Raw genomic sequence first — 23,765 nt, forward strand, 5'->3', positions numbered from 1 at the left:
GTCGAAGCGGCTAAGCAGCGAGGTGCCTCAAGAATGGGAAATGCCTTGCGTGGCAGCGCTCACGGGGGGGATGGCGCGCGCGCCGGCGGCCTTGCACGCGGGCACCGGCATGGGTGCGTGGGCGGCGGCAGGCGCCGCCGTGCGCACAACGGGCAACGTCAGCCGGACGATCACGCCGCGTGGCGTGTTTTCTTCCATCTGCATGCTGGCCGCCGCCCCGAAAATCCGCGCCAGCCGCTCGCGCACATGGGTCAGCCCAAGGCCGGAGCCCTTGGTCACGGCATGTCCGAAACCCACCCCGGTATCGGTGATGATCACCTGCACGGCGTTGTCGCCCTGCGCCCGGGCCGACAGCACGATCCTGCCGCCATGCATGCACGGCTCGATGCCGTGGCTGACCGCGTTCTCCACCAGCGGCTGGATCAGCATGGGCGGGATCTCGACCTCCGCCAGCTCGGGCGGAAGCTCGATCTCATAGGCCAGGCGCGTGCCGAAACGCAGCGCCTGGATGTCCAGGTAGCTGCGCAGCAACTCGAACTCCTGGCGCAGCGTGCATTGCTCGGCGCGCGTGTGGGACAGCGACATGCGCAGGAAGCCGATCAGCCGCTGCAGCAGGCGCCTTGCGGCCTGCTGGTCGGTGGCAATCAGGCAATCCAGGTTGGCCAGGGAGTTGAACAGGAAATGCGGCTCGATCTGCGCCTGCAGAGCCATCAGCTGCGCGCGCACCAGCTGCTTCTCGGCCTCTTCGCGCTGCAGCGCGTCGAGCGCGGCCTGCCGTTCGAGATGGGCGAGCTTCTCGCGCGACCAGTAGAAGTAAATCATGCTGGCCGACGCAAGCATGCCCACTACCAGGCACATGCGCAGCATATCGGTAGCTTCCTCGAAGGACTTCGCCGGCTCGCTCAGTACCACGCGCGTGGTCCAGCTGCCCATGATCACGCCCAGCGGCACGGCAACGGCGGTCAGGCACAGGAAGGGCCAGCGCCTGGGGCGATCATTCCACCAGATCAGTACGCGGGCGATGTCGATCAGCAGCCAGATCGACAGGCCGATAAGCTGACTGTAGACGAAGTTGTGCCACAGCGAGCCGCCCGTGCGAAAACCGTAGTTCAGGCTGACCGCGATGATGGTGTTCGCGCACAGCACGAACACCAGGTCGCGCGCGAGGATCGAGATCCTGGAGGGAATGGCGGCGGGACAGCGATCCAGCGCTTTCATAGGGGCAAGGTCGAGGATAACTGAGCGTTATTGTAAAGGCCGATCACAGGCGCTGACAGCCGTCGCCCGGCTCGCACGTACGCTGCGGCACGTTGGCGTCATCAATCGCGGGATCGGCACCGTGGCCGTGCAACGCGGCCCACCACTGCCCCGACAGCACATAGCGCGGAAACGTGATCCATTGCTCGGCCAGGATGCGCCGGGCGATGTCGAGCGGGCCGGCAAACGGCTCGGGCCTGACCGCCTCGAGCCGGTGCCCGCGCCCTTGCAGCATCATCGACAAGGCCATGCACAGCACACCAAGCCCTACAGCAGGCACGGACAGCGACAGCACGCCATAGACCAGCAGCACATTGCCGGCCATGAACATCGGCACCGCGACGATGTGCAGCAGCAGGCTGCGAGGGTGATTGTGATTGCGGGCGTAACCGCGCCATTGCCAGCTCAGCAGCCCTTCAGGGCGCGCGCTCATGGCTTCGGGCCGCGCTGGTCGACGCGCCGCCAGGCCAGGCGGCGCACAAGCACGATGGCGCCCAGGGCGATCAGCAGCACGGGCCAGCCATCCCGCACCAGGTAGGCCGGCAGCAGGCCGCCGTTTTGCGCGAGGAACACCGCGCCCAATGCAATCAGGATGATCGGGGCGATCAGCCCCTTGCCGCCACGGCCTTGTTTCATCTCGCTCTCCTCTCGCGCGGACCCGCGCACCGTCGATATTGCGGTGCATCAAGCCATGTGACGGTATCAACGTATTCCGCCACGGACAGTAGCGACTTTACGCGGACACCGGTCGCTACGAAAGTAGCGTGCGACGAATGGAAAGCGGATGGCGCGAATCGCGAGGATGCGGCGCGATCGGCACCGGGCCTGCCCAGGTGCCGCTAGCCCGGGCTGTCTGCCGTCAGGCCTCGACCACCTGCCCGCCCGCCGGCTCGGACAGCGCGCTGCTGACCGTGTCGCGCGAGAGGTGCGGCGCGAACATGTTGATGAAGGCGTGCGCGTAGCCGCGCAGGTAGGCGCCGCGGCGCACGGCCACGCTGGTGGTGTTGGGCTCGAACAGATGGTCGGCCGCGATCCGCACCAGCCCGGCGTCCTTGCGTTCGTCGTATGCCATCGAGGCGATGATGCCCACGCCCAGCTCCAGCTCCGCGTAGGTCTTGATGACGTCCGCGTCCATCGCGGTCAGCACGATCTCCGGCTGGAGGCCGGCGGCGGCAAAGGCGCCATCGATCTTGCGGCGCCCGGTGAAGCCGGCATCGTAGGTAATGATCGGGAAGCCGGCGATGTCTTCCAGCGTCGGCTCCGGCAGGTGCGTCAGCGGGTGATCCGGCGAAACCACCAGCACGTGGCGCCAGGTATAGGCCTCGAACGAGGTCAGCCCGGCCTCGCTGGCCACCGCCTCGGTTGCGATGCCGATATCGGCCTGGCCGCTCAGCACCAGCTCCACGATGTGCGCGGGCGAGGCTTCCTGCAGCGCCAGCGTCACATGGGGGTAGGCACGGCGAAAACTCTGCACCACCTTGGGCAAGGCATAGCGCGCCTGGGTGTGGGTGGTGGCCACCGTCAGGCGGCCGGTATGGCGCCCGGCGAATTCGTCGCCCGCCTGGCGCAGGTTCTCGGCCTCGAGCAACAGGCGCTCGACGATGCGCACGATTTCGCGCCCGGGCTCGGTCAGGCCGGTCAGGCGCTTGCCGTAGCGCTCGAAGATCTCGACGCCGAGCTCTTCCTCCAGCTCGCGGATCTGGCGCGAGACGCCGGGCTGCGAGGTGTAGAGCGCATTGGCCACCTCAGTCAGGTTGAATTGGCGGCGCACCGCCTCGCGGATGGAACGCAGTTGCTGGAAGTTCATTGTGCGGCTCCTGCCGGCGTGCCCCTGGCGCTAGCCGGGGCGGATGAATGGGGTTGGACGAAGACACGCAGCCGGCGCGGCCGCACGGCGAGCAGCTCACCCTCGCGGAAGCCCTGGTGGCGGAAACGCTCGAGCGGCAGCGCCACTTCGATGACTTCCTGGGTGTCTTCACGTTCCAGTTCGAGCTGGGCCACGGGGCCCAGGGTGAGCGCGCGGCGCAGCGTCACGGCAATGCCGTCGGTGCCGGGCGAATAGCGCTCGAGGTCGAGATCGTGCGGGCGGACATAGGCCACGGCGTCGCCGGCGGTCTCGTGGCCGCTGCCGATCACCGGCAGGATCGAATCGCCGGTATGCAGCAGGCCGCCCCGCTCCCCGACCTCAAGCCGGCCGTGGAACAGGTTGACGTTGCCGAGAAAGCCGAACACGAACGGCGTGGCCGGATGGTTGTAGACCGCCTCCGGCGTGCCCGCCTGCTCCACATGGCCGCGGTTCATCAGCACCACCTGGTCGGCCACTTCGAGCGCCTCTTCCTGGTCGTGGGTGACGAACACGCTGGTGACATGGAGCTCGTCGTGCAGGCGGCGCAGCCAGCGGCGCAGTTCCTTGCGCACCTTGGCGTCGAGCGCGCCGAACGGCTCGTCGAGCAGCAGCACGCGCGGCTCCACCGCCAGCGCGCGGGCCAGCGCAATGCGCTGGCGCTGCCCGCCGGACAACTGCGGCGGATAGCGCTCGGCCAGCCAGTCGAGCTGCACCAGTTCCAGCAGCGCGCGCACCTTGTCGCGGATCTGCGCCTCGCTGGGACGCTCGGCACGCGGCTTGACGCGCAGGCCGAAAGCCACGTTCTCGAACACCGTCATGTGCTTGAACAGCGCGTAATGCTGAAACACAAAACCGACCTGGCGCTGGCGCACATGCTGGTGCGAGGCATCGCGCCCTTCCAGCAGGATCTGGCCGGCGTCCGCGCGTTCCAGGCCGGCGATGATCCGCAGCAGCGTGGTCTTGCCGCAGCCCGAGGGCCCCAGCAACGCCGTCAGCTGGCCTTCATCGAAATCGAGGGTGACGTCGTCGAGCGCAACGAAATTGCCGAAGCGCTTCTGCACATTCTTGACCTGGATGCTCATGATGCCTGTCCTTGCAATTTGCCAGCGCTCGGGTTCTCCGGCGCAAAGTTCTCGTCTTCCCTGTGCTCGCGGCTCGCCCGGTACTCCACCAGCGTCTTGATGCCAAGCGTGACCAGGGCCAGCAGTGTGAGCAGCGACGCCACCGCAAAGGCGGCCGCGAAGTTGTATTCGTTGTAGAGAATCTCCACGTGCAGCGGCATGGTGTTGGTCAGGCCGCGGATATGGCCCGATACCACCGAAACCGCGCCGAACTCGCCCATCGCCCGCGCATTGCACAGGATCACGCCATACAGCAGGCCCCAGCGGATGTTGGGCAGCGTGATGCGGCGGAAGGTCTGCCAGCCCGAGGCGCCCAGCACGATGGCGGCCTCCTCCTCCTCGCTGCCCTGCGCCTGCATCAGCGGGATCAACTCGCGCGCCACAAACGGAAAGGTGACGAAGATGGTGGCCAGCACGATGCCCGGCACCGCGAACATGATCTTGATGTCGTGCGCCTCCAGCCACGGCCCCAGCCAGCCCTGCGCGCCGAACAGCAGCACATAGACCAGGCCGGAGATCACCGGCGACACCGAGAACGGCAGGTCGATCAGCGTGGTCAGCAGGCTCTTGCCGCGGAAATCGAACTTGGCGATGGCCCAGGACGCCGCCACGCCAAACACCACATTGAGCGGCACCGCGATGACGGCCACCAGCAAGGTGAGCTGGATCGCGGCCACGGCATCGGGCTCCACCAGCGAATCGAAATAAGTCTGCACGCCTTTGCGCAGCGCTTCATAAAACACCGAAGCCAGCGGGATGAACAGGAACAGCGCGAGGAACAGCACCGCGATCGCGATCAGGGTGTAGCGCACCCACGGCGCTTCACCCGTGGCATCCCGGAAACGCGTGGCGGCGGGGGCAGCACGGCCGCCCAGGCCCTTGGTAACGACGCCAGCCATTTCAGCTCTCCTTGTCCGGCGAGACGGACGCTTGCACGGCCTGGTGGTGGCGGCGCGTCCACGCTTGCAGCAGGTTGATCAGCAGCAGCAGCGCGAAGGAGATCACCAGCATCACCACCGCCACCGCGGTTGCGCCCGCGTAGTCGTATTGCTCCAGCTTGGAATAGATCATCAGCGGCGCGATCTCGGAGACCATCGGCATGTTGCCGGAGATGAATACCACCGAGCCGTACTCGCCGGTGCCTCGTGCGAACGACAGCGCAAACCCGGTCAGCAGCGCCGGCAGGATGGTTGGCAGGATCACGCGGACAAAGGTCTGCAGGCGCGTGGCGCCCAGGCTGGCCGCGGCTTCTTCCAGCTCCTGCTCCGCGTCTTCGAGCACCGGCTGCACCGTGCGCACCACGAACGGCAGCCCGATAAAGGTCAGCGCCACCACCACGCCCAGCGGGGTGAAGGCCACCTTGATGCCCAGCGGCTCCAGGTAGCGGCCGATCCAGCCGTTGCCGGCGAACAGCGCGGTCAGCGCAATGCCGGCCACCGCGGTGGGCAAGGCAAAGGGCAGATCGACCAGCGCATCGACCAGGCGCTTGCCGGGGAAGCGGTAGCGCACCAGCACCCAGGCCACGATCAGCCCGAACACCGTGTTCACGATGGCGGCGATCAGCGAGGCGCCGAAGCTCAGTTGCAGGGAGGCGACCACCCGGGGCGAGCTCACCGCGGCCCAGAAAGCCTCCCAGGTCATGGTGAAGGTCTTGAGGAAAGTGGCCGACAGCGGGATCAGGACGATCAGCGTCAGGTAGAACAGCGTGAAGCCCAGCGAGAGGCCAAAGCCTGGCAGCACGGTAAAGCGCTGCTTGCCTGGCTTGGGCGGCGCGCTCTTGCGCGCTTGGGGGGCATCCGGCCTCGCCGGGGGCGGATTGTCCGCCAGGGAAATCGAGGGTGGCATGTTGTCTCGTCTGTGCCGTCAGTGTCGTATCCGCCTCCGGAGAATGGCTTCCGGGCGGAATTCGCCGGAAACCGAAGCAGCGGGGGCGGCTTCTTTATGACGCCGGCGCATAACACACCGGCCTACGAGACAAATTTTGCAGATACCGCCTTATAAACAGAACGAATCTTTGCGTATGTTCTTAGGCGTTTTAGATATAAGGGAACGTGGACGACACTTCCAGCCCGCCTTCCCAAGGCCCGGCGCGGTCTCCGGACGGGCCGGCGCTGCCGTCCGCCTCGATCCGCTGGATCAAGGTATCGAGCAAGGCGAGCCCCTCGGGCCACTGGTCAAGCCCGGAATCGGCGTTAATGTGACCCAGCATGCCCGCGTCATGGAGCTCGCTGCCCCACAGCGTGCCCCAGCTGAACGCGGTGCGCTGCTGCATCCAGGGATCGTTGCGGCTGGCCACCAGGATGGTGGGAAACGGCAGCCGGTACGCGGGCAGCAGCCCGGCCACGCCAAACTTGTCGGGGTCTGCCGGCGCCACCAGCACCGCGCCCGCGATGCCCTCGGGGTCGAGCGCTGCCTGGCGCAAGGTGGCCAGGCAGCCGAAGCTGTGCGCCACCAGGATGGCCCCGCGCGGCGCCACGCGCTGCGCCCGCATGACGCTTTCCGACACGCGCTCGGCCCACAGCGGCAGGCTCGGGCGCGACCAGTCGTGCTGCTCCACGCGCTGCCAGTCCGGAAAGCGCTGCTCCCAACGGCTCTGCCAGTGGCCCGGGCCACTGCCATGCAACCCTGGCACCGTCAGGATCTGCAAGCCCTTGGGCACCTTCAACCGTACGTCGGCGGGTCGCGCGCTTGCGCCCGCCTGGCCGCCGCGCTGCTCCCGCGCGGCCGGCCTCTTCGTCTGCGTCATATCGGCTCCTTGGTCAACGCCATTGGGACGCCGCCGGATCCGCTCCGGGGCACCCCGCCCTTGAACTCCTGAATGCCAGCCTCGCCGGACACTGCATGCAGGTGGCGCGCGCTCACCGCCGCGCCGGTGAAGCTGCCCTGCCCCAGCACGATGCCAGCGGCCTGCAGCCGCTCGGCGTTCTCGGCGTTCTCCAGCCGGCGCCCGATCAGCGTCACGCCGGCGCTGTCGGCGCTGGCCTGCAGCCCCGCCAGCTGGCGGTCGGTCCAATTGCGGCGCATGTCCAGCTTGAGCCAGTCGGGCAACGCGTGCGCCATCAGCGCGCCGGCTTCCGCCGGGTCCGATGCCTGCAGGCTCACCGCAAAGCCGTTGCGGCGGTAGTTGCCCACCACATGCAGCAGCAGCGGCAGGTCGTCGTTGGCGCTGGCCGGCACCTGGATCACGAACCGGTCCAGCGGCAGGCCGAGCGACTGCAGCGCGCGCCGGAAGGCCGCGCCGTGATCGTCGGCCACGGCGGCCAGCAACCGGTTGTGCACGTTGAGCACCAGCTTGCGATCGCCATCGGCCGCGAAATAATTGATGGCATGCACCAGGCGCGAGAGCCGGTCAAGCGAGACCAGCGAGGCATCGTCCGCCGCCATCGCAAACAGCTTCCATGCGGTCAGGCCGACGCCGTCGCCGGCGTATGTGCGCAGCGTGCCTTCGTGCGCCACCACGTCGCGGCTGGACAGGGTGATGAGCGGCTCGAACGCGCTGGTCAGCGAGCAGTTATAGAACTGGCCCTGCACCTGCCCACGCTCGTCGCGCCACAGCTGGCGATCGCTCTCCGGGCGGCGCGGCAGCCCTTCCAGATAGTGGGTGAGCGCCGTCGGTGCCGCGCCTGCTTCGTTCGCGCTTGCCATTGCGATTTCCTTTGCGTTGCGCTTGCGCCTCGGGCGAGGCTTCAAAGCTTGGCCAGGGATACCTCGGTAGCCTTGACCAGGGCAACGACTTCGCTGCCGATGGTAAGGCCGAGGTCCTTGACCGAGCGGGTGGTGATGACCGAGGTGACGATGCCGGCCGGCGTCTCGACGTCGACCTCCGAGACCACAGGGCCTTCGATAATGGCGGCAACCTTGCCGCGGAACTGGTTACGTACGTTGATTGCCTGAATGCTCATGATAGAAGTTCCTTTGCGTGAGTGAAAATGAGAAATGCGTAAAACCTGGGTTCAGCGGATGGCCCCGCGCGGGTGAGTGACGTTGCCCGCTCACCATGAGCTGCCACCGCTTGCGCGGGTTGCGCCGGCATCGCTCGAGGCTGGCCGCGCGTCCGTTGTTTCATGCTTGTTTGCTGCTTCCTTGGCGGGCTGCCCGCATTGCTGCCTGCGCCGCTGCTTGCACCCTAGATCGCCCAGCGCACTGAATCGAACGTGCGCGCCACCGACCAGTCCACTGCAGGCAACAATGCTTGCCCATGCTGGCGCTCATCGACAGCCGGCGCGCCCTCACGCCGCATCACCCGGCGCAGCACCGCGTCCTCCAGTTGCGCGAACGCCGCCGAGCCGCGCTGGCGCGGACGCGGCAGCGCCACCCTCTGGTCCAGCGCGATGCGGCCGTCTTCGATCAGCACCACGCGGTCGGCCAGCGCTACCGCTTCCGATACATCGTGGGTGACCAGCAGCGCCGTGAAGCCCAGGCGCTGCCACAAGGTTTCGATCAAGCCCTGCATCTCGATGCGGGTCAGCGCATCCAGCGCGCCCAGTGGCTCGTCCAGCAGCAGCAAGCGCGGGTGATGCACCAGCGCGCGCGCCAGTGCCACACGCTGGCGCTGGCCGCCCGACAGGCGCGCCGGCCACTCCCCTGCGCGCTCGGCCAGGCCGACCTGGCCCAGCACCCTGGCCGCATCGGCCAGCTGCGCGCGCGGCAGCCCCAGCGCCACGTTGTCCAGTACCGTCTTCCACGGCAGCAGGCGAGCGTCCTGGAACATCACCCGGACCGCCTCGCGCTGCTTGTTGCCAGGCGCGCCGTCCAGCGTCACGCCCCCGCCGTCGCTGTCTTCCAGGCCGGCCACCAGCCGCAGCAAGGTGCTCTTGCCGCAACCGCTGCGGCCCACGATGGCGAGGAACTCGCCAGGCGCGGCCTGCAGGTCGATGCCGTGCAGCACCTCGCGCCCGCCGTAGCGCTTCACCACCTGCTGCACGCGCAGCGCGAGGCCTTTGCCATCCTGGCTGGCGGGCACATCGGCCAGCGCGGCTTGCTCGATCGGGTTGCTTTGCATATCGGGTTCTCCTTGGCCGGCGGCGCTCAGTGCGCTTGGTAGCCGGGGTGCCAGCGCAGCCAGAACCGCTCCAGCCCGCGTGACAGCAGATCCGCCAGCTTGCCCAGCAGCGCGTAGAGCAGGATGCCCACCAGCACTACGTCGGTCTGCAGGAACTCGCGCGCATTCATGGTCATGTAGCCGATGCCCGACTGCGCCGAGATGGTCTCGGCCACGATCAGGATCACCCACATCAGGCCGAGCGAGAAACGCACGCCGACCAGGATGTTGGGCAAGGCGCCCGGCAGGATCACCTCGCGGTAAAGGCGCCAGCCCGACAGGCCGTAGCTCTTCGCCATCTCGATCAGCCCGGGGTCGACCGCGCGGATGCCGTGGTAGGTGTTCAGGTAGATCGGGAAAAACACGCCCAGCGAAACCAGGAACAGCTTGGCGGTCTCGTCGATGCCGAACCACAGGATCACCAGCGGGATCAGCGCCAGCGGCGGAATGTTGCGCACCATCTGCAAGGTGCTGTCGAGCAGGGTCGCGGCCGGCCGGAAGGTGCCCGTCAGCAGGCCCAGCGCCAGCCCGAAGCCGCCGCCGATGGTGAAGCCGAGCACGGCGCGCCAGGTACTGACCCACACGTGGCGCCACAGCTCGCCGGTCACGGACAGGCCCCAGGCGGCCTTCACGACGTCGAGCGGCGCCGGCAGGATGCGGTTGGACAGCCAGCCAAGCTGCGAGGCCAGTTGCCACGCCGCCACCAGCAGCACCGGCACGATCCAGGGCGCGGCCGAGCGAGCGGCATGGCGCAGCCAGTCAGGGTTGCGCGCGGGCAGGGTCAAGGGAGCGGACATGGTTGCCTCCTAAGCGCGCGCCGCGCGCGGCACGATGCCGGTTGCCATGACTTCGCCGAAGGGGCCGGACAGCACCTTGCCCTGCAGCTTGTCGCGCACCGAGCGCGGCAGCAGCGGAAAGACCAGTTCGGCGAAGCGATAGGCTTCTTCCAGATGCGGGTAGCCGGACAGCACGAAGGTATCGATGCCCAGCGCTGCGTACTCCTTGATGCGCGCCGCCACGATGTGCGGGTCGCCCACCAGTGCCGTGCCCGCGCCGCTGCGCACCAGGCCCACGCCGGCCCACAGGTTGGGGCTGATCTCCAGCTCCGCGCGGCTGCGTGCGCCGCCACCGGCATGCAGCGCGGCCATGCGGCGCTGCCCTTCGGAATCCATCTTGCCGATCACCGCCTGTGCGCGCGCCACCGTCGCATCGTCAAGCTTGCTGATCAACCGGTCGGCCGCGGCCCATGCCTCGTCCTCGGTCTCGCGCACGATCACGTGCAGGCGGATGCCGAACTTCACGCTACGCCCATGGCGCGCCGCGCGCTGGCGCACGTCGGCGAGTTTCTTGGCGACCTCCGCCGGCGGCTCGCCCCAGGTCAGGTAGGTATCCACCTGCTCGGCCGCGAGCTCGTGCGCGGCGGCCGAGGAGCCACCAAAGTACACCGGCGGATGCGGACGCTGCAGCGGCGGGAACAACACCTTCGCGCCCTTGACCTTGAGATGCTTGCCCTCATAGTCGAGCTCGGCGCTTTCATGGCTGGCGGCCAACACCTCACGCCAGATACGGATGAACTCGGCCGAAGCTTCATAGCGCTCGGCATGGTCCAGGAACAGGCCATCGCCCTCCAGCTCTGATACATCGCCGCCCGTCACCAGGTTCACCAGCAGGCGTCCGCCCGAGAGGCGGTCGAATGTCGCCGCCATGCGCGCGGCCAGCGTGGGCGCCATCAGCCCCGGGCGCACCGCCACCAGGAAGCGCAGCCGGGAGGTGACCGCGGCCAGCGTGGAGGCCACCACCCACGGATCCTCGCAGGAGCGGCCGGTAGGAATCAGCACGCCTTCGTAGCCAAGCGTATCGGCCGCGGTAGCGATCTGCTTCAGGTAATCGATATTGACCTCGCGCGCCCCTTCGGAGGTGCCGAGGTAGCGGCTGTCGCCGTGCGTGGGGATAAACCAGAAGACCTGCATGTCCGTGCCTCTTCAGCTCTGTTTGTGGATCGTGGCCGTCCGGCCCTCGCCTGCCGCATCCAGGCCGATCACCAGCAAGGCAGCGCCCAGTGCGCCGGTGACTAGCGCCACCAGCAGTACATGCTTGGCAGGGCGCGGCGGGGCGCTGGCTCGCATCGGCATCGAAATAGGAATAGGAGTAGGAAGCGGGGATACGGCACGGAAGCCGGCGGCTACGCCTTACTTCTTGCCAGGCTGGTAGACCTGGTCGAACGAGCCGCCGTCGGCGAAGTGCGCCTTCTGCGCTTTCTGCCAGCCGCCAAAGGCCTCATCGATGGTGAACAGCTTGACCTTGGGGAAGTTGCTCGCATACTTGGCGGCAATCTTCTCCGAGATCGGGCGGTAGTAATTCTTGGCCGCGATTTCCTGGCCCTCGTCGGTGTAAAGGAACTGCAGGTAGGCTTCGGCCACCTTGCGCGTGCCCTTCTTGTCCACCACCTTGTCCACCACCGCCACCGGCGGCTCGGCCAGGATGGAGATCGACGGCGCGACGATGTCGAACTTGTCCGGGCCCAGTTCCTTGATCGCCAGGATGGCCTCGTTTTCCCAGGCAATCAGCACATCGCCCAGGCCGCGCTCGACGAAGGTGGTGGTGGCGCCGCGGGCGCCGGAATCCAGCACCGGCACGTTCTTCAGCAACTGGCCGACGAACTCCTTGGCCTTTTGCTCGTTGCCGCCCGGCTGGCGCAGCGCGTAGCCCCAGGCCGCCAGGTAATTCCAGCGCGCGCCACCCGAGGTCTTCGGGTTAGGCGTGATCACCTGCACGCCCGGCTTGACCAGGTCGCTCCAGTCCTTGATGCCCTTGGGGTTGCCCTTGCGCACCAGGAACACGATGGTCGAGGTATAGGGCGACGCATTGTGCGGCAGGCGCTTTTGCCAGTCCGGCTTGAGCAAGCCCTTCTCGGCGATGGCGTCGATGTCATAGCCCAGCGCCAGCGTGACCACATCCGCATCCAGCCCATCGATCACCGAACGCGCCTGCTTGCCCGAGCCGCCATGCGACTGGCGGATGGTCAGCGTGTCGCCGCCCTTGGCCTTCCACGCCTTGGCGAAGGCGGCGTTCACGTCCACATACAGCTCCCGCGTGGGATCGTACGAAACGTTCAGGAGGGCGGTGTTGGCCCAGGCGGTCTGGGTGGAACCGATGACGGCCAGTGCCGCGAGTCCGATGGCCAGCTTGCGAATCATGTGTCTTGCTCCCGTATTCTCGTCGTGAAATGGCGCGTGCGCGCCGCGTTTCATGGCCCTCCTTGTGTGGGAAGGCTTGCGTCAGGGATGAAGACTACCGAGGGGCCTATCTGAAAGGAACGAATGGTTTCGCCGATCCTTGCACGTTTTCCGCATAAGATTCGACGGAAATATGAACATGCTGGAGGGGGTGGTAGCGCGGCTCGCAGAGGCAAGACACTGGCACCGGCCACCAAAAAATGTGCATCAAACGACATATCACGCAGGTGAGGCAATTTCACGAGCCAGCTGCTAGCATGTCCGACATTCAGCGGCATGCAGCCGCCCTGCCCGCTTGAGCCCGGTTCCACGCGTCACCGGCGTGTTTCGCTTTCCAGGGGACATGCCTTCTGTAGTCCAACGCAGCAGAAGAAGACCATAACGGGAGAAGACAGATGATGAAGATCCGGATTCTGGGTGTGCTGGCGGGCATCGGCCTGTCGATCGCGTCCGGCGCCGTGCTGGCGCAAAACAGCGGCCTCACGCGCACGCTGGTCGGCAAGGCCGACGTTTCCGTGCCGGGGCGCGAAGCGGTAGTGGCGCGCGTGGAGCTGGCGCCAGGGATCTATGCCGGACGGCATACGCACCCGGGAGACGAGATCAGCTATGTGGCCGAGGGACAGGCCGAGTTGCTGGTCGAGGGGCAGCCACCTCGCCTCATCAAGGCGGGCGAGTCGTTCGTGGTGCCCGCGGGCGTTGTGCATGACGCCCACAATTCCGGCACGGCACCGACCCGGCTGATTGGCGTGTACGTTGTCGAGAAGGGCAAGCCGCTGGCCACGCCCGCGCCCTGAGTTCAGCGCAGCGGCATCCCGGGGCGGCCAGCACACCAACCTGTATCGACGCTGACCGCCCCGGCTCACCACCTGGACATTGCCGTCAGCGGCCTGCGCTGTTGACGCGGGCCGGCCACTGTCCATCGGCGATCAGCGCGCGAACCGTTTCCATCAGCAGATCCAGCACCGCAGAGACCGCGATCGACAGTGGCATGGTGGCGGAGCGGCACAGATAGACCGGGCGCGACATGCTCGGATGGGTGATCCGCGCCGCGGACAGCAAGCCATTGTGCAACTCCTCGCAGACCGATGCGTAGGAGAGGATCGTGCACCCCACGCCTGCCGCGGCGAGATTGATGAGTTGCGGTATGGCATTCACCTCCGCCAGCACCGAGAGCGCGACCTGGTGAGCGCGCAGATACCCATCGATCAACGCGCGCAGGCCATGCTCGCCGGCCGGCAGGATCATGGGGAAGCGATGCAGGTCCTTGAACCGCACCGTCTTCGTCAGATCGGCTCCGCGCTTGCGGGCATCGGCGAACTGCCCCGGGGGCGCCAGCAAGACAAGATCCTCGTCGACCACATGCTCGAACAGCAGGCCGGAGCCAGCGTCCGCCTGGAAGGTCAGGCCAATATCGATGCGCCCGCTCAGCAGATGGTCGGGGATGTACCCGGTGCTGAGCTCCACCACCTGCAACTGGACCTTAGGCCAGCGCCGGATGGCCTCGCGCACCAGCGGCACGGTCAGGATCTTTGCCATGGATTGCGGCAGGCCGATCGCGACCCTGCCCGCGGGATCGGTCACCAGATCACGTACGTCCTCGCAGGCGACGTCGAGCCGCTTGAGGATATCCCTGGCGTGGCTCTCGAATCTCAGCCCGGCGGCAGTCAGGACGACACCCTTGTGGCTGCGCATGAAGAGGGCCACGCCAAGATCCTGCTCGATGTGCTTGATCTGGAGACTCAGCGCCGGTTGCGCGAGATGCATGTTCTGCGCAGCCCGGGAGATCGATCCCGCCGACACCACCGCCAGAAAGCATCTGAGTCCACGTACATCGATCGACATAAGCAAGTCTCCGCATGTGACACCACAGGGCCTGCCGGGGCGGCGGCACGATGGCAGCAAGGTCCAGCCGGGTATAGCATAAAAATATATCGCATATCAAAAATCTATCTTGGACATATAGCGGTACCGAAGCCCATAGTGATGCCAGCTGCCGCGCAACGCACGCGGATGCCAAGACCGATAAACCACGGAGACTCAATGGGACTCAGCCGCCGTACTTTCCTGACGGGCGCAGCCGCATCCTTGCTCGCCTCGTCGCTCCACGCCGAGCAATGGCCGTCGCGGCCAATCAAGCTTGTCGTCCCGTTCGCGGCGGGTGGCCCCGGCGACTTCGTGGCACGCCTGATTGCCATACCGCTGGGCAACCGGCTCGGCCAGCCCGTGGTGATCGAGAACAAGCCCGGCGCCGGCGGCAATCTCGGCACGCAGAATGTGCTCGACGCCAACGCCGATGGCTATACGCTGCTGCTGAACACGGTCGGCATGCATGCGGTCAACCCGCTGCTGTTTCCCGACTTGCGGTTTCGCCCGCAACGCGACCTGGTGGCCATCGGCGTGGTTGCAATGGTGCCGAACGTGCTGGTGGTGCATCCAACCAAGCTGGGGGTCAGCTCCCTGGCGGAACTGGTCCGTGTCGGCAAACAACGGCCGGACAATCTCACCTATGCCACCTTCGGTGCGGGAAGCTCCCCGCATATCTATGGTGCGCTGCTGCAGAAGGCCGCGGGCTTCACCGCGGTGGCCGTGCCCTACAAGGGCAGCGCGCCGGCAAGCACGGATGTCATGGCCGGGAATGTGGATTTCCTTTTCGACAGCATGACCACCTCCATCGGCCAGATACAGGGTGGCAAGCTCAAGGCCCTGGCGATCACTTCCGCTGCGCGTTCGCCCCTGCTGCCGGATGTGCCGACGCTGCAGGAAGCCGGCTATCCGGCGCTGGACCTGAAGTTCTGGCTGTCGTTGCAGGCTTCCGCGAAGACGCCGCCCGCCATCGTCGAGACACTGCGCCAGGCCGTGGCGCAAAGCGCGGGCGATCCAGGCTACGGCCATGCGCTGATTGCGCGGGGAGCCGAGCCATTCCACATGGCGCCCGCCGATGTGCAGGCCTATGTGAATCGCGATACCGCCCGATGGACGGCCCTGGCCCGCTCCATCGATATCAAGCCCGAGTAGCAGCCCCGACTCACCCGGCATCCCATTGCCACAACACGACGCCGGACCTGCGCCCGCGACTCCGGGCGGCGTCCGCCGTCGATCCGGCCATTGATCCCGCCGTTGATCTGTTTTGGAGACACATCCATGATCGCATTGCAGGGCATTCGCGTCCTCGACTTGAGCAAAGTGCTCGCCGGCCCCTTGTGCGGACAGTATCTGGGTGAACTTGGCGCCGAAGTCATCAAGGTCGAGCCGCTCGGCAGCGGCGACGATACGCGTGCCTGGCTGCCGCAGGATCGCGGGCAGTCCGCCACCTTTCTCGCCGTCAATCACAACAAGCGCAGTCTCGCCGTTGACCTCAAGACCAGCGAGGGCAGGCAGATCGTCCAGACGCTGGCGGCCAAGGCGGACGTCGTGCTGCAAGGCTTCGGCAGTGGCGCCGCCGCCAGGCTCGGTGTTGACTACGACACGCTGTCCGCGTTGAACCCGGCCCTGATCTACTGCGAGATCTCTGGCTACGGACGCACGGGCCCGCTGGGCCAGGAACCCGGCTACGACGTCATGCTGCAGGCATTCAGCGGCATGATCAGCACGATGGGCCAGGCCGGCGGCCAGCATGCGCGCGCCAGCTTTTCGCCGGTGGACCTGGGCACCGGCATGCATGCGTTCAGTGGCATCCTGGCGGCACTGATCGAGCGCCAGAAGACCGGCCACGGCATGCACCTGGAGGTGTCCCTGCTGGATACGGCGATGGGTTTCATGGGCTATCTCGCCCAGAACTATTGGCTCGGCGGCAAGGTGCCGCGGGCCATGGGCACCGCGCATCCGGCCATGGCGCCCTACCAGGTGTTCGACGCAGCCGACGGGCCGGTGATGATCGGCGTCGGCAACGACGCGCAGTGGCGGCGCTTCTGCCCGGTCGCCGGGTTGCAGGATGTGGCCGACGCACCGCGGTTCGCCACCAATGCGGCCCGTGTCGCGCACTTCACCGAAACCGTCGAGATGGTCCAGGCGCGTATTCGGACCCAGCCGGTTGCCTACTGGATCGACGCATTGCGCAAGGCTGGCGTGGCTTGCTCCCCGATCCACACGCTGGACCAGGCGCTGGCGCACCCTCAAGTGGCCGAGCGCGCGCTGATCGCCGAGTCTGAGCATCCGGTGCTGGGCAAGATAAGGAATATGGGCTTGCCCGTGCGCTTTCGCGGCGGCAGCCGGCAAGCGCACCGCGCGCCGCCTTTGCTGGGCCAGCACACCGACGAGATCCTGTTGCAAGCGGGCTATACGCCCGAGTCCATTGAACGATTCAAGGCGCGCGGCGTGATTGCCAGCGCCGATGCCAGCAAAACCGGCGGCCTTTGCACGGCCGCATGACATCAGGAGTCACCATGCCTTCAGTCAATTCAGTCAGATATGAAGTGCGCGACAGGGTCGCGGAAATCCTCCTCGATAGCGCGCCGGTCAATGCCTTGAACGAGGCGATGATCGACGACGTGCTGGCGGCGCTGCGACGCGCGGCCCAGGACGATTCGGTCAGGGCCGTCATCCTGGGCAGCGCCCTGCCCCGGCGCTTTTGCGCCGGGCTGCGCCTCGATGCGCTGCACGGGGCGCAGCCGGCCCGGATCTATGGCCTGGTCGACAAGCTGTACAACGAACTGTGCGACGCGCAATTCAACCTGGGCAAGCCATCCATTGCCGCCGTGAACGGCACCGCCCGCGGCGGCGGCATGACGCTCGCGATCTCCTGCGACATGATCGTCGCCGCCGACACGGCCACCTTCGGCTATCCGGAGATCGACGTCGGGCTGACGCCCGCCATCCACTACACGCACCTGCCGCGTGTGATTGGCCGTCACCGGGCCTTCGACCTGCTTTTCACCGGACGCGCGTTCGACGCCGCCGAAGCCATGTCCCTCGGACTGGTCAGCCGCGTGGTGCCCGAGCAGGACGTCATGCGCGAGGCTAGAGCGCTTGCCCAGACCTTGTGCGCGAAATCTCCGGTCGTCGTCAAGATGGGACGCAAGGCCTTCATGCGCGCCAATGACAACGACTACCGGCGCGGCGTCGCCGCGGCGGTGGAAAGCTTCGGCAATGTGGTGGCAACGGACGATGCAAAGGAAGGTATCGCCGCGTTCGTGGAAAAGCGCAAGCCATCCTGGCAAGCCTGAGCGTGCCGGCATCAACAATCATTTAACAATCGCCCTCAACGGAAGCGGAGTGAACGCATGCGATTCCTGAACACCCTGCGCCGGAGCGCCCCCGCCATCCTTGTGCTGCTCGCAGCGCACCCCGGTGGCGCCAGCGCGAAGGATGCATGGCCCGCCCAGGCCGTGAGGCTCGTGGTGCCGTATGCAGCCGGCGGACCGACCGATGCCTTTGCGCGCGTGCTGGCTGAGCAATGGGGCAAGCAGCTGGGCGAGCCGATGATCGTGGAGAACCGCACGGGCGCCGGCACGGTGGTTGGCACCGACTATGTGGCCAAGGCCAAGCCGGATGGCTATGTGGTCCTGTTGACGACGGTGGCGCACGCTGTCAACGAGAGTATCGTGCCCCGTCTGCCCTACCGCACCACGCAGGACTTCGCGCCTGTCGGACTGGCGGCCAAGGCGCCCCTGGTCCTGCTGGTGAACAAGAACTTCCCAGCCAGGAATCTCCCCGAATTCCTGGCGTACGTCAAAGCGCATCCTGGGCAGATCAACTATGGGTCCGCCGGCAATGGCAGCGCACCGCATGTCGCGACCGAGCTGCTGAACCTCAAAGCCGCGCTGAAGACCACGCACATCCCGTATCGCGGCACCGGGCCCGCCATGACCGACCTGATCGGCGGGCAGATCGGCTTCATGATCGACAGCGCGCCGACGGGACTCGCGCAGGTCCGCGCGGGAACAGTGCGGCTGATTGCCACGTCGATGCAAGCGCGCCTCGCACAGACACCGGACACGCCGGCCATCGCCGAAGCGGTACCCGACTACGAAGCCTATACGTGGAATGGCGCCTTCGTCCCCGCGGGAACGCCGGCGGCGGTGATCACCACGCTCAATGGTGCGTTGCGCCGTGCGCTTGCCGACCCCGGCCTCAAGAAGCGAGCCTTCGAGATGGGCCTGGTTCTCGAGTCCGATCCGACGCCGCAGGCACTCGCCGCGCACGTGGGCAGTGAGATCGCCAAATGGCGGACCGTCGCGCAGGCGGCCGATATCAAGGAGCCGTGAAGCATGACCCGACCCGACTTTGCAAGCGCATTCGACCCCAGCCAGCACCGCATGTGCGCACAGCGGTATTTCGAGGATTTCACCGTCGGGGAGCGCTTCGTACTGCCATCCCGCACCATGACCGATGCCATGTTTGCCGCGTTTCAACTCGCCAGCGGCGATAACCATCCCGTGCACTACGACGTGGAATACTGCCGCGCGCACGGCATGCCGCAACTGCTCGCCCATGGCTTCCAGGTCGTGATCCAGACGGCCGCCGGCGCCGGGCTCTTTCCACATATGGTCGAGGAATCGTTGAAGGGGTTCATCGACCAGAGCAGCCGCTTCCTGCATCCCGTCTTTGCCGGCGATACCCTCTACAGCACGCTGGAAGTCAGCGAACTCGCGCCGAACCGGAGCACCGGCGTGCTGACGATGCGTTCCACGGTGCATAACCAGTCCGCGATGCTCGTGATGGAAGGCACACAGCGCTACCTGTTGAAGAAGCGCCAGCCGGACTAGGTTCCTGCCGCAACCTGGAGCCCAGGGCCAGCGGTGCTCTCCTTGCGGCACCAGGGGACGCAGCCACACCTGCCGCGCACTCCCTGGGCCGCCGTGGCTAGCCGGCGGTACAATTCCGCCGGTCTTGCTCACCCATCACACCGACACAGGATGGTGCTGCCCTTGCCTGCCGCCCTTGGCGTGGCGCAGCGCCGGCAACATCTCGGAAGGCTCCGGCCGGTGCGTGTAGTCAGGATTGACCTCGGCATACAGGATGGTCCCATCCTGCCCGATCACGTAGCGCGCCGGCATCGGCAGCGTCCAGCTCGCGTCGCCATTGAAGGCGGGCAAGTCGTTCTTCAGTTGCTTGTACAGATCCACCAGATAGTCCGGCAGTGCGAAGCGCAGGCCAAACGCGGCAGCCACGTCGTTATGCGTGTCGCTGAGGATGGGAAAGCTGAGCTTGTTGGTGCGCACGGACTTGCGGCTATTGACCGCGTTCTGCGGCGAAATGGCCACCACGCTGGCGCCGGCTTCCCTGAACGCCGGCACGGCCTCCTCCAGCGCCTGCAGTTCCATATTGCAATACGGGCACCACACCCCGCGGTAGAAGCTGACGATGAGAGGCCCTTGCGCCAGTAGTTCCTCCGAGGGAACCGGTGCGCCCTCCGGGTCCGTCAGCGTGAAGACGGGCGCCTTGTCCCCCGCCTTCAGCGCGCGGCTTGCTTGTCCCGAGGCAATCAGTTGAGCGGTGGCCCGCTCCATGATGGGATGGATTTCCGGCGGTGCAAAATACGGTGCCTTGCCGGCCTTGAAGTCCGCCTTGAAGGCGTCGAGTTTTTGCTGCAGTGACATGATGACTACTCCATCTGATCCAAGTAAGCTGCTCGATGCGAAGGTGCACGTCGCTGGAATCATGTTCGGTCAAGCCGCTTCACGGCGGTAGGCGAGCCGCGGGAATATGATTCATTCTTTCTGGGCATAACCCGGCGGCAATCCAATGAGAGGAAGCGCATCGTGGACAGGATGACTGCCATGGAAACACTGGTTGCCGTCGTCGAGGCAGGCTCTTTCTCGGGCGCCGCGCGGCTGCTGAAGGTCGGGCAGCCCTCCGTATCGAAGTCGGTCGCACAACTGGAAGAACAGCTCGGCGTGCGGCTGCTCGTGCGGTCCACCCGCGGCCTGTCGCCGACCGAAGCAGGAAAGAATTTCTACGAACACGCCAAGCGCGCGATCGAGCAAGCGGATGCGGCGGAGCATGCGGCCAGGGGCTCGGGCACCAGTCTCTCCGGCCGCCTGCGCGTGACCGCGGCCGTCACCTTCGCGCGGCTGCATATCGTCCCGCACCTCAAAGCCTTCCTGGCCGAGCATCCGCAACTGGTGGTGGACGTGCTGCTGGAGGATGGCAATATCGACCTGCTTGAGCATGGAGTGGATGTCGCTCTGCGCATGGGCGCGCTGCGAGATTCGGCCATGACCGCCAGGAAGATCGCGCAGAGCCGGCGGGTCGTGGTCGGCACGCCGCGCTACTTTGCCGCTGCCGGCGAGCCAAAGGTGCCCGCCGACTTGCTCGCGCATGAGGCCATCGTCTACGACCGTGAGGGCGGCGGCGATGCCTGGGCATTTCGCCGGGACGGCGCCGAGGTATCCGTCGGGGTGTCCGGCCGCTTGCGGGTCACGGCCGCCGAGGGCGTGCGCGCCGCGGTGCTCGCGGATATCGGTGTGGCGATCGGCTCCGAATGGATGTTCGCGCCGGAACTGGCCAGCGGCGAAGTCAGACAGGTGCTCGCCGAATGGACGCTGGCACCGGTCGACCTCTGGGCGGTATTTCCGACCGGCCGCATGGCCAGCGCGAAGGTCAAGGCTTTTGTCGCGTTCGTGGAAGCGGCACTGCGCCGCGACATCGCTTAGCGAAGAGAAAAAACTAGTCCGCGTGAAATGCCGGCAGGACCTCGACGGCCAATTCTTCAATCACCTCTCGCGGCGCACGTTCGGATGCCTGCAGGTTGAGCGAAACATGATGCGTGCCGCTGCCGCGCATGTCCCGCAGCAACTCCCTCAGCCCATTTCGCCCGGTGCGATAGCCAAGCGAGATTGCGGTAGGCGGCTCGCCGGCATCGGCGCTCAGGTCCAGTTGCATCGCCACGCCAAAGGCGCGGAACTGCCCGGGCGCGGCACGCTCAACCGCCGCGCGCCACATGCGATAGCGCTCCCGCTGCACCGCAGGCTCGCGGTGATAGGTCATCCAGCCGATGGAATGGCGCGCGATCCAGTCGACGCTCTGCCCGCCCGAGCCCACGGCCAGCAAGGGAATGGGCGCGGGGAGCTTGGGGAGCACGAAAAACTCGGGCGTGTCGTCATGGAACTGATCCGGGATCACCCGCGAAGGCTCTCCCACCGCCGCCGCCACCGTCTCCCAGTGACGCAGGTACAAATCGCGCCGTGCGGCCGTAGCCTGCCCAAACGCAGCGTACTCGGCAGGACGGTCGCCAGAGCCCAGGCCGAGCACGAAGCGGCCCTGCGACAACGCGCTGACTGAAATCGCCCCTTTGGCGACATGCAACGGATGCCGCAGCGTCAGCACGATAGCGCCGCTCACCAGCGCGATGCGCTCGGTCTGGCTGGCCAGCGCGCCAAGGAACACCCAGGGATCGAGATGCCCGACCGGGTCCGGGTAGCCGACGCTGTTCAGCGGCACGTCGCGCACCCACAGCGCGCGGAATCCGAGCGCGTCGGCGAGCTTGGCCAGCGCCACCTGCTCGCGGAAGTCCGCGACGACCTGACCGGATTGCAGCATCGGCAAGGTCAGGCCAAGCGAGAGGCGGCCTTCCTGGAACACGCGGTCTTGCACGGCGGCGTCATGCGGCGAAGGGGCTTCTGTCTGAGGCATTCGAGTCCTCCGGATATACCTGCGGGTCGCTGGCCCGTCTGCGGGGACCGTCTTGCATATTAGCAGTTGCCACGCGCTGGCCGCTGCGCACAACCGGATGAGCCGGGCCGATAGGAACCGATAGCGCCGGGCGGACAAGCGACAAGAAAAAAGCCCGCCCCACTTGCGTGGCGCGGGCCAAGTTTCCGTATTCTGGAAACGGGTAGACAAGTCATGAAGAGCGCCCCCGCATCTCCATGACGGAAATCATATTAGCGGGCGGCACCATTCGGGTTCTTGACCCATGTCAAATGGGCGTCCGGTTTGTGCGAAGGTAGTGCGAAGGCGGTGTGGCGATTGTATGGAGCTTGTACGGATTTGCCGGCGTCAAGCCAGGTCATCCAGCTTGACCGCAAAGCCGCGCTGCACGCCGGGACGCGCAAACAGGGCGTCGTACCAGCGCCCGACATTCGGAAACTGCTCCAGCGAGACCTTATGGCGCTCGTGGCGCCAGGCCCAGCCCAGGATCGCGAAATCCGCCACGGACAGGTCGCCGGCCACGTACTCCACCTCCGCCAGCCGCCGGTCCAGCACGCCGTAAAGGCGCCGCGTTTCTTCCGAATAGCGCTTGAGCCCATAGTGCCGGTCGGCCTCCGCCTCAACCGTGCGGAAGTGATGTACCTGGCCCGGCATGGGCCCAAAGCCGCCCATCTGCCACATCAGCCACTCCAGCACCGGCACACGGTCACGCAAGCTCGCCGGCAGGAACTTGCCGGTCTTCTCGGCCAGGTAAAGCAGGATCGCGCCGGATTCGAAGACGCTGATCGGCTGTCCATCGGGGCCATCCGCATCGACGATGGCCGGGATCCGGTTGTTGGGGCTGATGCGCAGGAAATCCGGCTGATGCTGCTCGCCCTTGGTGATGTTCACCGTCTTGACGGCATAAGGCAGCGCCATTTCCTCGAGCGCGACGCTGATCTTGCGTCCGTTCGGCGTATTCCAGGTGTGCAGGGTGATAGTCATGGAAATCGGTTCGCGATCGGTTCGTGATGAGGGGATCCAGGCTCAGCTCAAGGGCGCCGCAACGTATTGGCGGAAGCCGGCGCGCTCGCCCACGTGCGCATACCAGCGTTCGAGATTGGGCAGCGCGGGACGATCGATCTGGGCGTCCAGGCCGAACCAGCGGCGTGCGTAGGCGCCCAGCACCAGGTCGGCCAGCGTGAAGCCGCCGCCTTCCATATAGTCGCGGCCTTCCAGGTGCTGGTCGAGCAAGCGCCACAGCCCGGCCACCACGCCGGCTTCGGCCGTCAGGCGAGCCACGTCGCGTTCGGCGGCGGGCGTGCGCACGAAACCCCAGAAGACCGGCCGTTCCGCCGGCTGCAAGGTCGACAGCGCCCAGTCCAGCCAGCGGTCCACGCTGGCGCGCACCTTAGGCCCGGCCGGGTACAGCGCACCTGACTTGCCGTACTCCATGGCGAGGTAGCGCAGAATGGAATTCGACTCCCACAGCACAAAATCGCCATCGATGATGGTCGGGACGCGCCCGTTGGGATTCATGGCGAGATAGTCGGGCTCGTTGTTGCCGCCGAACTGCATGCCGGCGTCGATCCGCCGGAACGGCAAGCCAAGTTCTTCGCAACCCCACAGTACCTTTTGCACATTGACCGAATTCGCACGGCCCCAGATCGTCAGCATTCGATGTATTCCCGTTG

Annotated in this window: 27 protein-coding genes; 7 read left to right on the top strand and 20 right to left on the bottom strand. The window is 66.3% G+C overall.

Going from position 1 to position 23,765, the window contains the following annotated elements; translation table 11 throughout:
- Window positions 1–27: 27 nt before the first annotated feature.
- From AC1RQC_RS01610 to AC1RQC_RS01680, 15 genes are all read right to left on the bottom strand, one after another.
- Window positions 28–1,218 carry a sensor histidine kinase gene (locus AC1RQC_RS01610; protein WP_492808656.1) on the bottom strand — a complete coding sequence of 397 codons (1,191 nt, stop codon included), beginning with the start codon at window positions 1,216–1,218 and terminating at the stop codon, window positions 28–30.
- Between the two features lie 43 nt (window positions 1,219–1,261).
- The gene (locus AC1RQC_RS01615; RefSeq protein WP_492371642.1) at window positions 1,262–1,690 is read right to left on the bottom strand and encodes a terminase; all 429 of its coding nucleotides are present in this window, start codon (window positions 1,688–1,690) and stop codon (window positions 1,262–1,264) included.
- Window positions 1,687–1,893, bottom strand: a complete 207-nt coding sequence (locus tag AC1RQC_RS01620; protein WP_150983578.1) for a LiaI-LiaF-like domain-containing protein — start codon at window positions 1,891–1,893, stop codon at window positions 1,687–1,689. The genes AC1RQC_RS01615 and AC1RQC_RS01620 overlap by 4 nt, the downstream gene beginning before the upstream one ends.
- Window positions 1,894–2,116: 223 nt before the next feature.
- Window positions 2,117–3,064, bottom strand: coding sequence for a CysB family HTH-type transcriptional regulator (locus AC1RQC_RS01625; protein ID WP_441630199.1), 948 nt, complete (start codon window positions 3,062–3,064; stop codon window positions 2,117–2,119).
- Window positions 3,061–4,185, bottom strand: a complete 1,125-nt coding sequence (locus AC1RQC_RS01630) for a sulfate/molybdate ABC transporter ATP-binding protein (RefSeq protein ID WP_174427321.1) — start codon at window positions 4,183–4,185, stop codon at window positions 3,061–3,063. The genes AC1RQC_RS01625 and AC1RQC_RS01630 overlap by 4 nt, the downstream gene beginning before the upstream one ends.
- On the bottom strand, window positions 4,182–5,123 hold the full coding sequence (gene cysW / locus AC1RQC_RS01635; protein ID WP_416048845.1) for a sulfate ABC transporter permease subunit CysW: 942 nt from the start codon (window positions 5,121–5,123) through the stop codon (window positions 4,182–4,184). The genes AC1RQC_RS01630 and cysW overlap by 4 nt, the downstream gene beginning before the upstream one ends.
- Before the next feature lies 1 nt (window position 5,124).
- Entirely contained in the window at window positions 5,125–6,069 is a 945-nt protein-coding gene (gene cysT / locus AC1RQC_RS01640; RefSeq protein ID WP_492882326.1) for a sulfate ABC transporter permease subunit CysT, read from the bottom strand.
- A gap of 190 nt (window positions 6,070–6,259) precedes the next feature.
- Window positions 6,260–6,970, bottom strand: a complete 711-nt coding sequence (locus AC1RQC_RS01645; protein ID WP_416048847.1) for an RBBP9/YdeN family alpha/beta hydrolase — start codon at window positions 6,968–6,970, stop codon at window positions 6,260–6,262.
- On the bottom strand, window positions 6,967–7,869 hold the full coding sequence (locus AC1RQC_RS01650; protein ID WP_492371640.1) for an EAL domain-containing protein: 903 nt from the start codon (window positions 7,867–7,869) through the stop codon (window positions 6,967–6,969). Before AC1RQC_RS01650 ends, AC1RQC_RS01645 begins: the two co-directional genes overlap by 4 nt.
- A 41-nt stretch (window positions 7,870–7,910) precedes the next feature.
- On the bottom strand, window positions 7,911–8,126 hold the full coding sequence (locus AC1RQC_RS01655; protein ID WP_006161487.1) for a TOBE domain-containing protein: 216 nt from the start codon (window positions 8,124–8,126) through the stop codon (window positions 7,911–7,913).
- A gap of 224 nt (window positions 8,127–8,350) precedes the next feature.
- Window positions 8,351–9,226: an ATP-binding cassette domain-containing protein gene (locus AC1RQC_RS01660; protein WP_492882327.1), complete on the bottom strand. Its 876-nt coding sequence runs from the start codon at window positions 9,224–9,226 to the stop codon at window positions 8,351–8,353.
- A 26-nt stretch (window positions 9,227–9,252) separates the two neighbouring features.
- Complete coding sequence (ssuC, locus tag AC1RQC_RS01665; protein WP_043347110.1) at window positions 9,253–10,062, bottom strand: aliphatic sulfonate ABC transporter permease SsuC; 810 nt, start codon at window positions 10,060–10,062, stop codon at window positions 9,253–9,255.
- Between the two features lie 9 nt (window positions 10,063–10,071).
- The gene (gene ssuD / locus AC1RQC_RS01670) at window positions 10,072–11,235 is read right to left on the bottom strand and encodes an FMNH2-dependent alkanesulfonate monooxygenase (RefSeq protein ID WP_492371638.1); all 1,164 of its coding nucleotides are present in this window, start codon (window positions 11,233–11,235) and stop codon (window positions 10,072–10,074) included.
- Between the two features lie 12 nt (window positions 11,236–11,247).
- Window positions 11,248–11,391: a hypothetical protein gene (locus AC1RQC_RS01675; RefSeq protein WP_492371637.1), complete on the bottom strand. Its 144-nt coding sequence runs from the start codon at window positions 11,389–11,391 to the stop codon at window positions 11,248–11,250.
- Between the two features lie 63 nt (window positions 11,392–11,454).
- Window positions 11,455–12,462, bottom strand: coding sequence for a sulfate ABC transporter substrate-binding protein (locus AC1RQC_RS01680; RefSeq protein ID WP_492371636.1), 1,008 nt, complete (start codon window positions 12,460–12,462; stop codon window positions 11,455–11,457).
- A 437-nt stretch (window positions 12,463–12,899) separates the two neighbouring features.
- Here AC1RQC_RS01680 and AC1RQC_RS01685 point away from each other — a divergent pair, with 437 nt between their 5' ends.
- Window positions 12,900–13,295: a cupin domain-containing protein gene (locus tag AC1RQC_RS01685; protein ID WP_416050504.1), complete on the top strand. Its 396-nt coding sequence runs from the start codon at window positions 12,900–12,902 to the stop codon at window positions 13,293–13,295.
- Between the two features lie 85 nt (window positions 13,296–13,380).
- Here AC1RQC_RS01685 and AC1RQC_RS01690 read toward each other — a convergent pair whose 3' ends face one another.
- Window positions 13,381–14,343, bottom strand: coding sequence for a LysR family transcriptional regulator (locus AC1RQC_RS01690; protein ID WP_492882328.1), 963 nt, complete (start codon window positions 14,341–14,343; stop codon window positions 13,381–13,383).
- Between the two features lie 198 nt (window positions 14,344–14,541).
- On the opposite strand from AC1RQC_RS01690, the gene AC1RQC_RS01695 reads away from it, so the two are divergent.
- The 5 genes from AC1RQC_RS01695 to AC1RQC_RS01715 all read left to right on the top strand — a co-directional run bounded on the left by AC1RQC_RS01695 (window position 14,542) and on the right by AC1RQC_RS01715 (window position 19,205).
- On the top strand, window positions 14,542–15,516 hold the full coding sequence (locus AC1RQC_RS01695) for a Bug family tripartite tricarboxylate transporter substrate binding protein (protein ID WP_492826423.1): 975 nt from the start codon (window positions 14,542–14,544) through the stop codon (window positions 15,514–15,516).
- A gap of 126 nt (window positions 15,517–15,642) precedes the next feature.
- Complete coding sequence (locus AC1RQC_RS01700; RefSeq protein ID WP_492371633.1) at window positions 15,643–16,869, top strand: CaiB/BaiF CoA transferase family protein; 1,227 nt, start codon at window positions 15,643–15,645, stop codon at window positions 16,867–16,869.
- A 14-nt stretch (window positions 16,870–16,883) separates the two neighbouring features.
- Window positions 16,884–17,663, top strand: a complete 780-nt coding sequence (locus AC1RQC_RS01705) for an enoyl-CoA hydratase/isomerase family protein (protein WP_492371632.1) — start codon at window positions 16,884–16,886, stop codon at window positions 17,661–17,663.
- Window positions 17,664–17,720: 57 nt separating this feature from the next.
- Window positions 17,721–18,704 carry a tripartite tricarboxylate transporter substrate binding protein gene (locus AC1RQC_RS01710; RefSeq protein WP_492371631.1) on the top strand — a complete coding sequence of 328 codons (984 nt, stop codon included), beginning with the start codon at window positions 17,721–17,723 and terminating at the stop codon, window positions 18,702–18,704.
- A 3-nt stretch (window positions 18,705–18,707) separates the two neighbouring features.
- Entirely contained in the window at window positions 18,708–19,205 is a 498-nt protein-coding gene (locus AC1RQC_RS01715; protein WP_492371630.1) for a MaoC family dehydratase, read from the top strand.
- A gap of 135 nt (window positions 19,206–19,340) precedes the next feature.
- Here the strand turns inward: AC1RQC_RS01715 and AC1RQC_RS01720 are convergent, their stop codons facing one another.
- On the bottom strand, window positions 19,341–20,039 hold the full coding sequence (locus AC1RQC_RS01720; RefSeq protein ID WP_492371629.1) for a peroxiredoxin-like family protein: 699 nt from the start codon (window positions 20,037–20,039) through the stop codon (window positions 19,341–19,343).
- A gap of 162 nt (window positions 20,040–20,201) precedes the next feature.
- Here AC1RQC_RS01720 and AC1RQC_RS01725 point away from each other — a divergent pair, with 162 nt between their 5' ends.
- Window positions 20,202–21,095 carry a LysR family transcriptional regulator gene (locus AC1RQC_RS01725; protein ID WP_492371628.1) on the top strand — a complete coding sequence of 298 codons (894 nt, stop codon included), beginning with the start codon at window positions 20,202–20,204 and terminating at the stop codon, window positions 21,093–21,095.
- 13 nt (window positions 21,096–21,108) lie between these two features.
- On the opposite strand, the gene AC1RQC_RS01730 is transcribed toward AC1RQC_RS01725, so the two are convergent.
- The 3 genes from AC1RQC_RS01730 to AC1RQC_RS01740 form a co-directional block, all read right to left on the bottom strand.
- Complete coding sequence (locus tag AC1RQC_RS01730) at window positions 21,109–22,074, bottom strand: LLM class oxidoreductase (protein ID WP_492371627.1); 966 nt, start codon at window positions 22,072–22,074, stop codon at window positions 21,109–21,111.
- A gap of 366 nt (window positions 22,075–22,440) precedes the next feature.
- Entirely contained in the window at window positions 22,441–23,076 is a 636-nt protein-coding gene (locus tag AC1RQC_RS01735; protein ID WP_492882329.1) for a glutathione S-transferase family protein, read from the bottom strand.
- 42 nt (window positions 23,077–23,118) lie between these two features.
- Complete coding sequence (locus AC1RQC_RS01740; RefSeq protein WP_492371625.1) at window positions 23,119–23,748, bottom strand: glutathione S-transferase family protein; 630 nt, start codon at window positions 23,746–23,748, stop codon at window positions 23,119–23,121.
- Window positions 23,749–23,765: the final 17 nt, after the last annotated feature.

The organism is Cupriavidus sp. GW822-FHT03E04 (genome assembly GCF_058801495.1).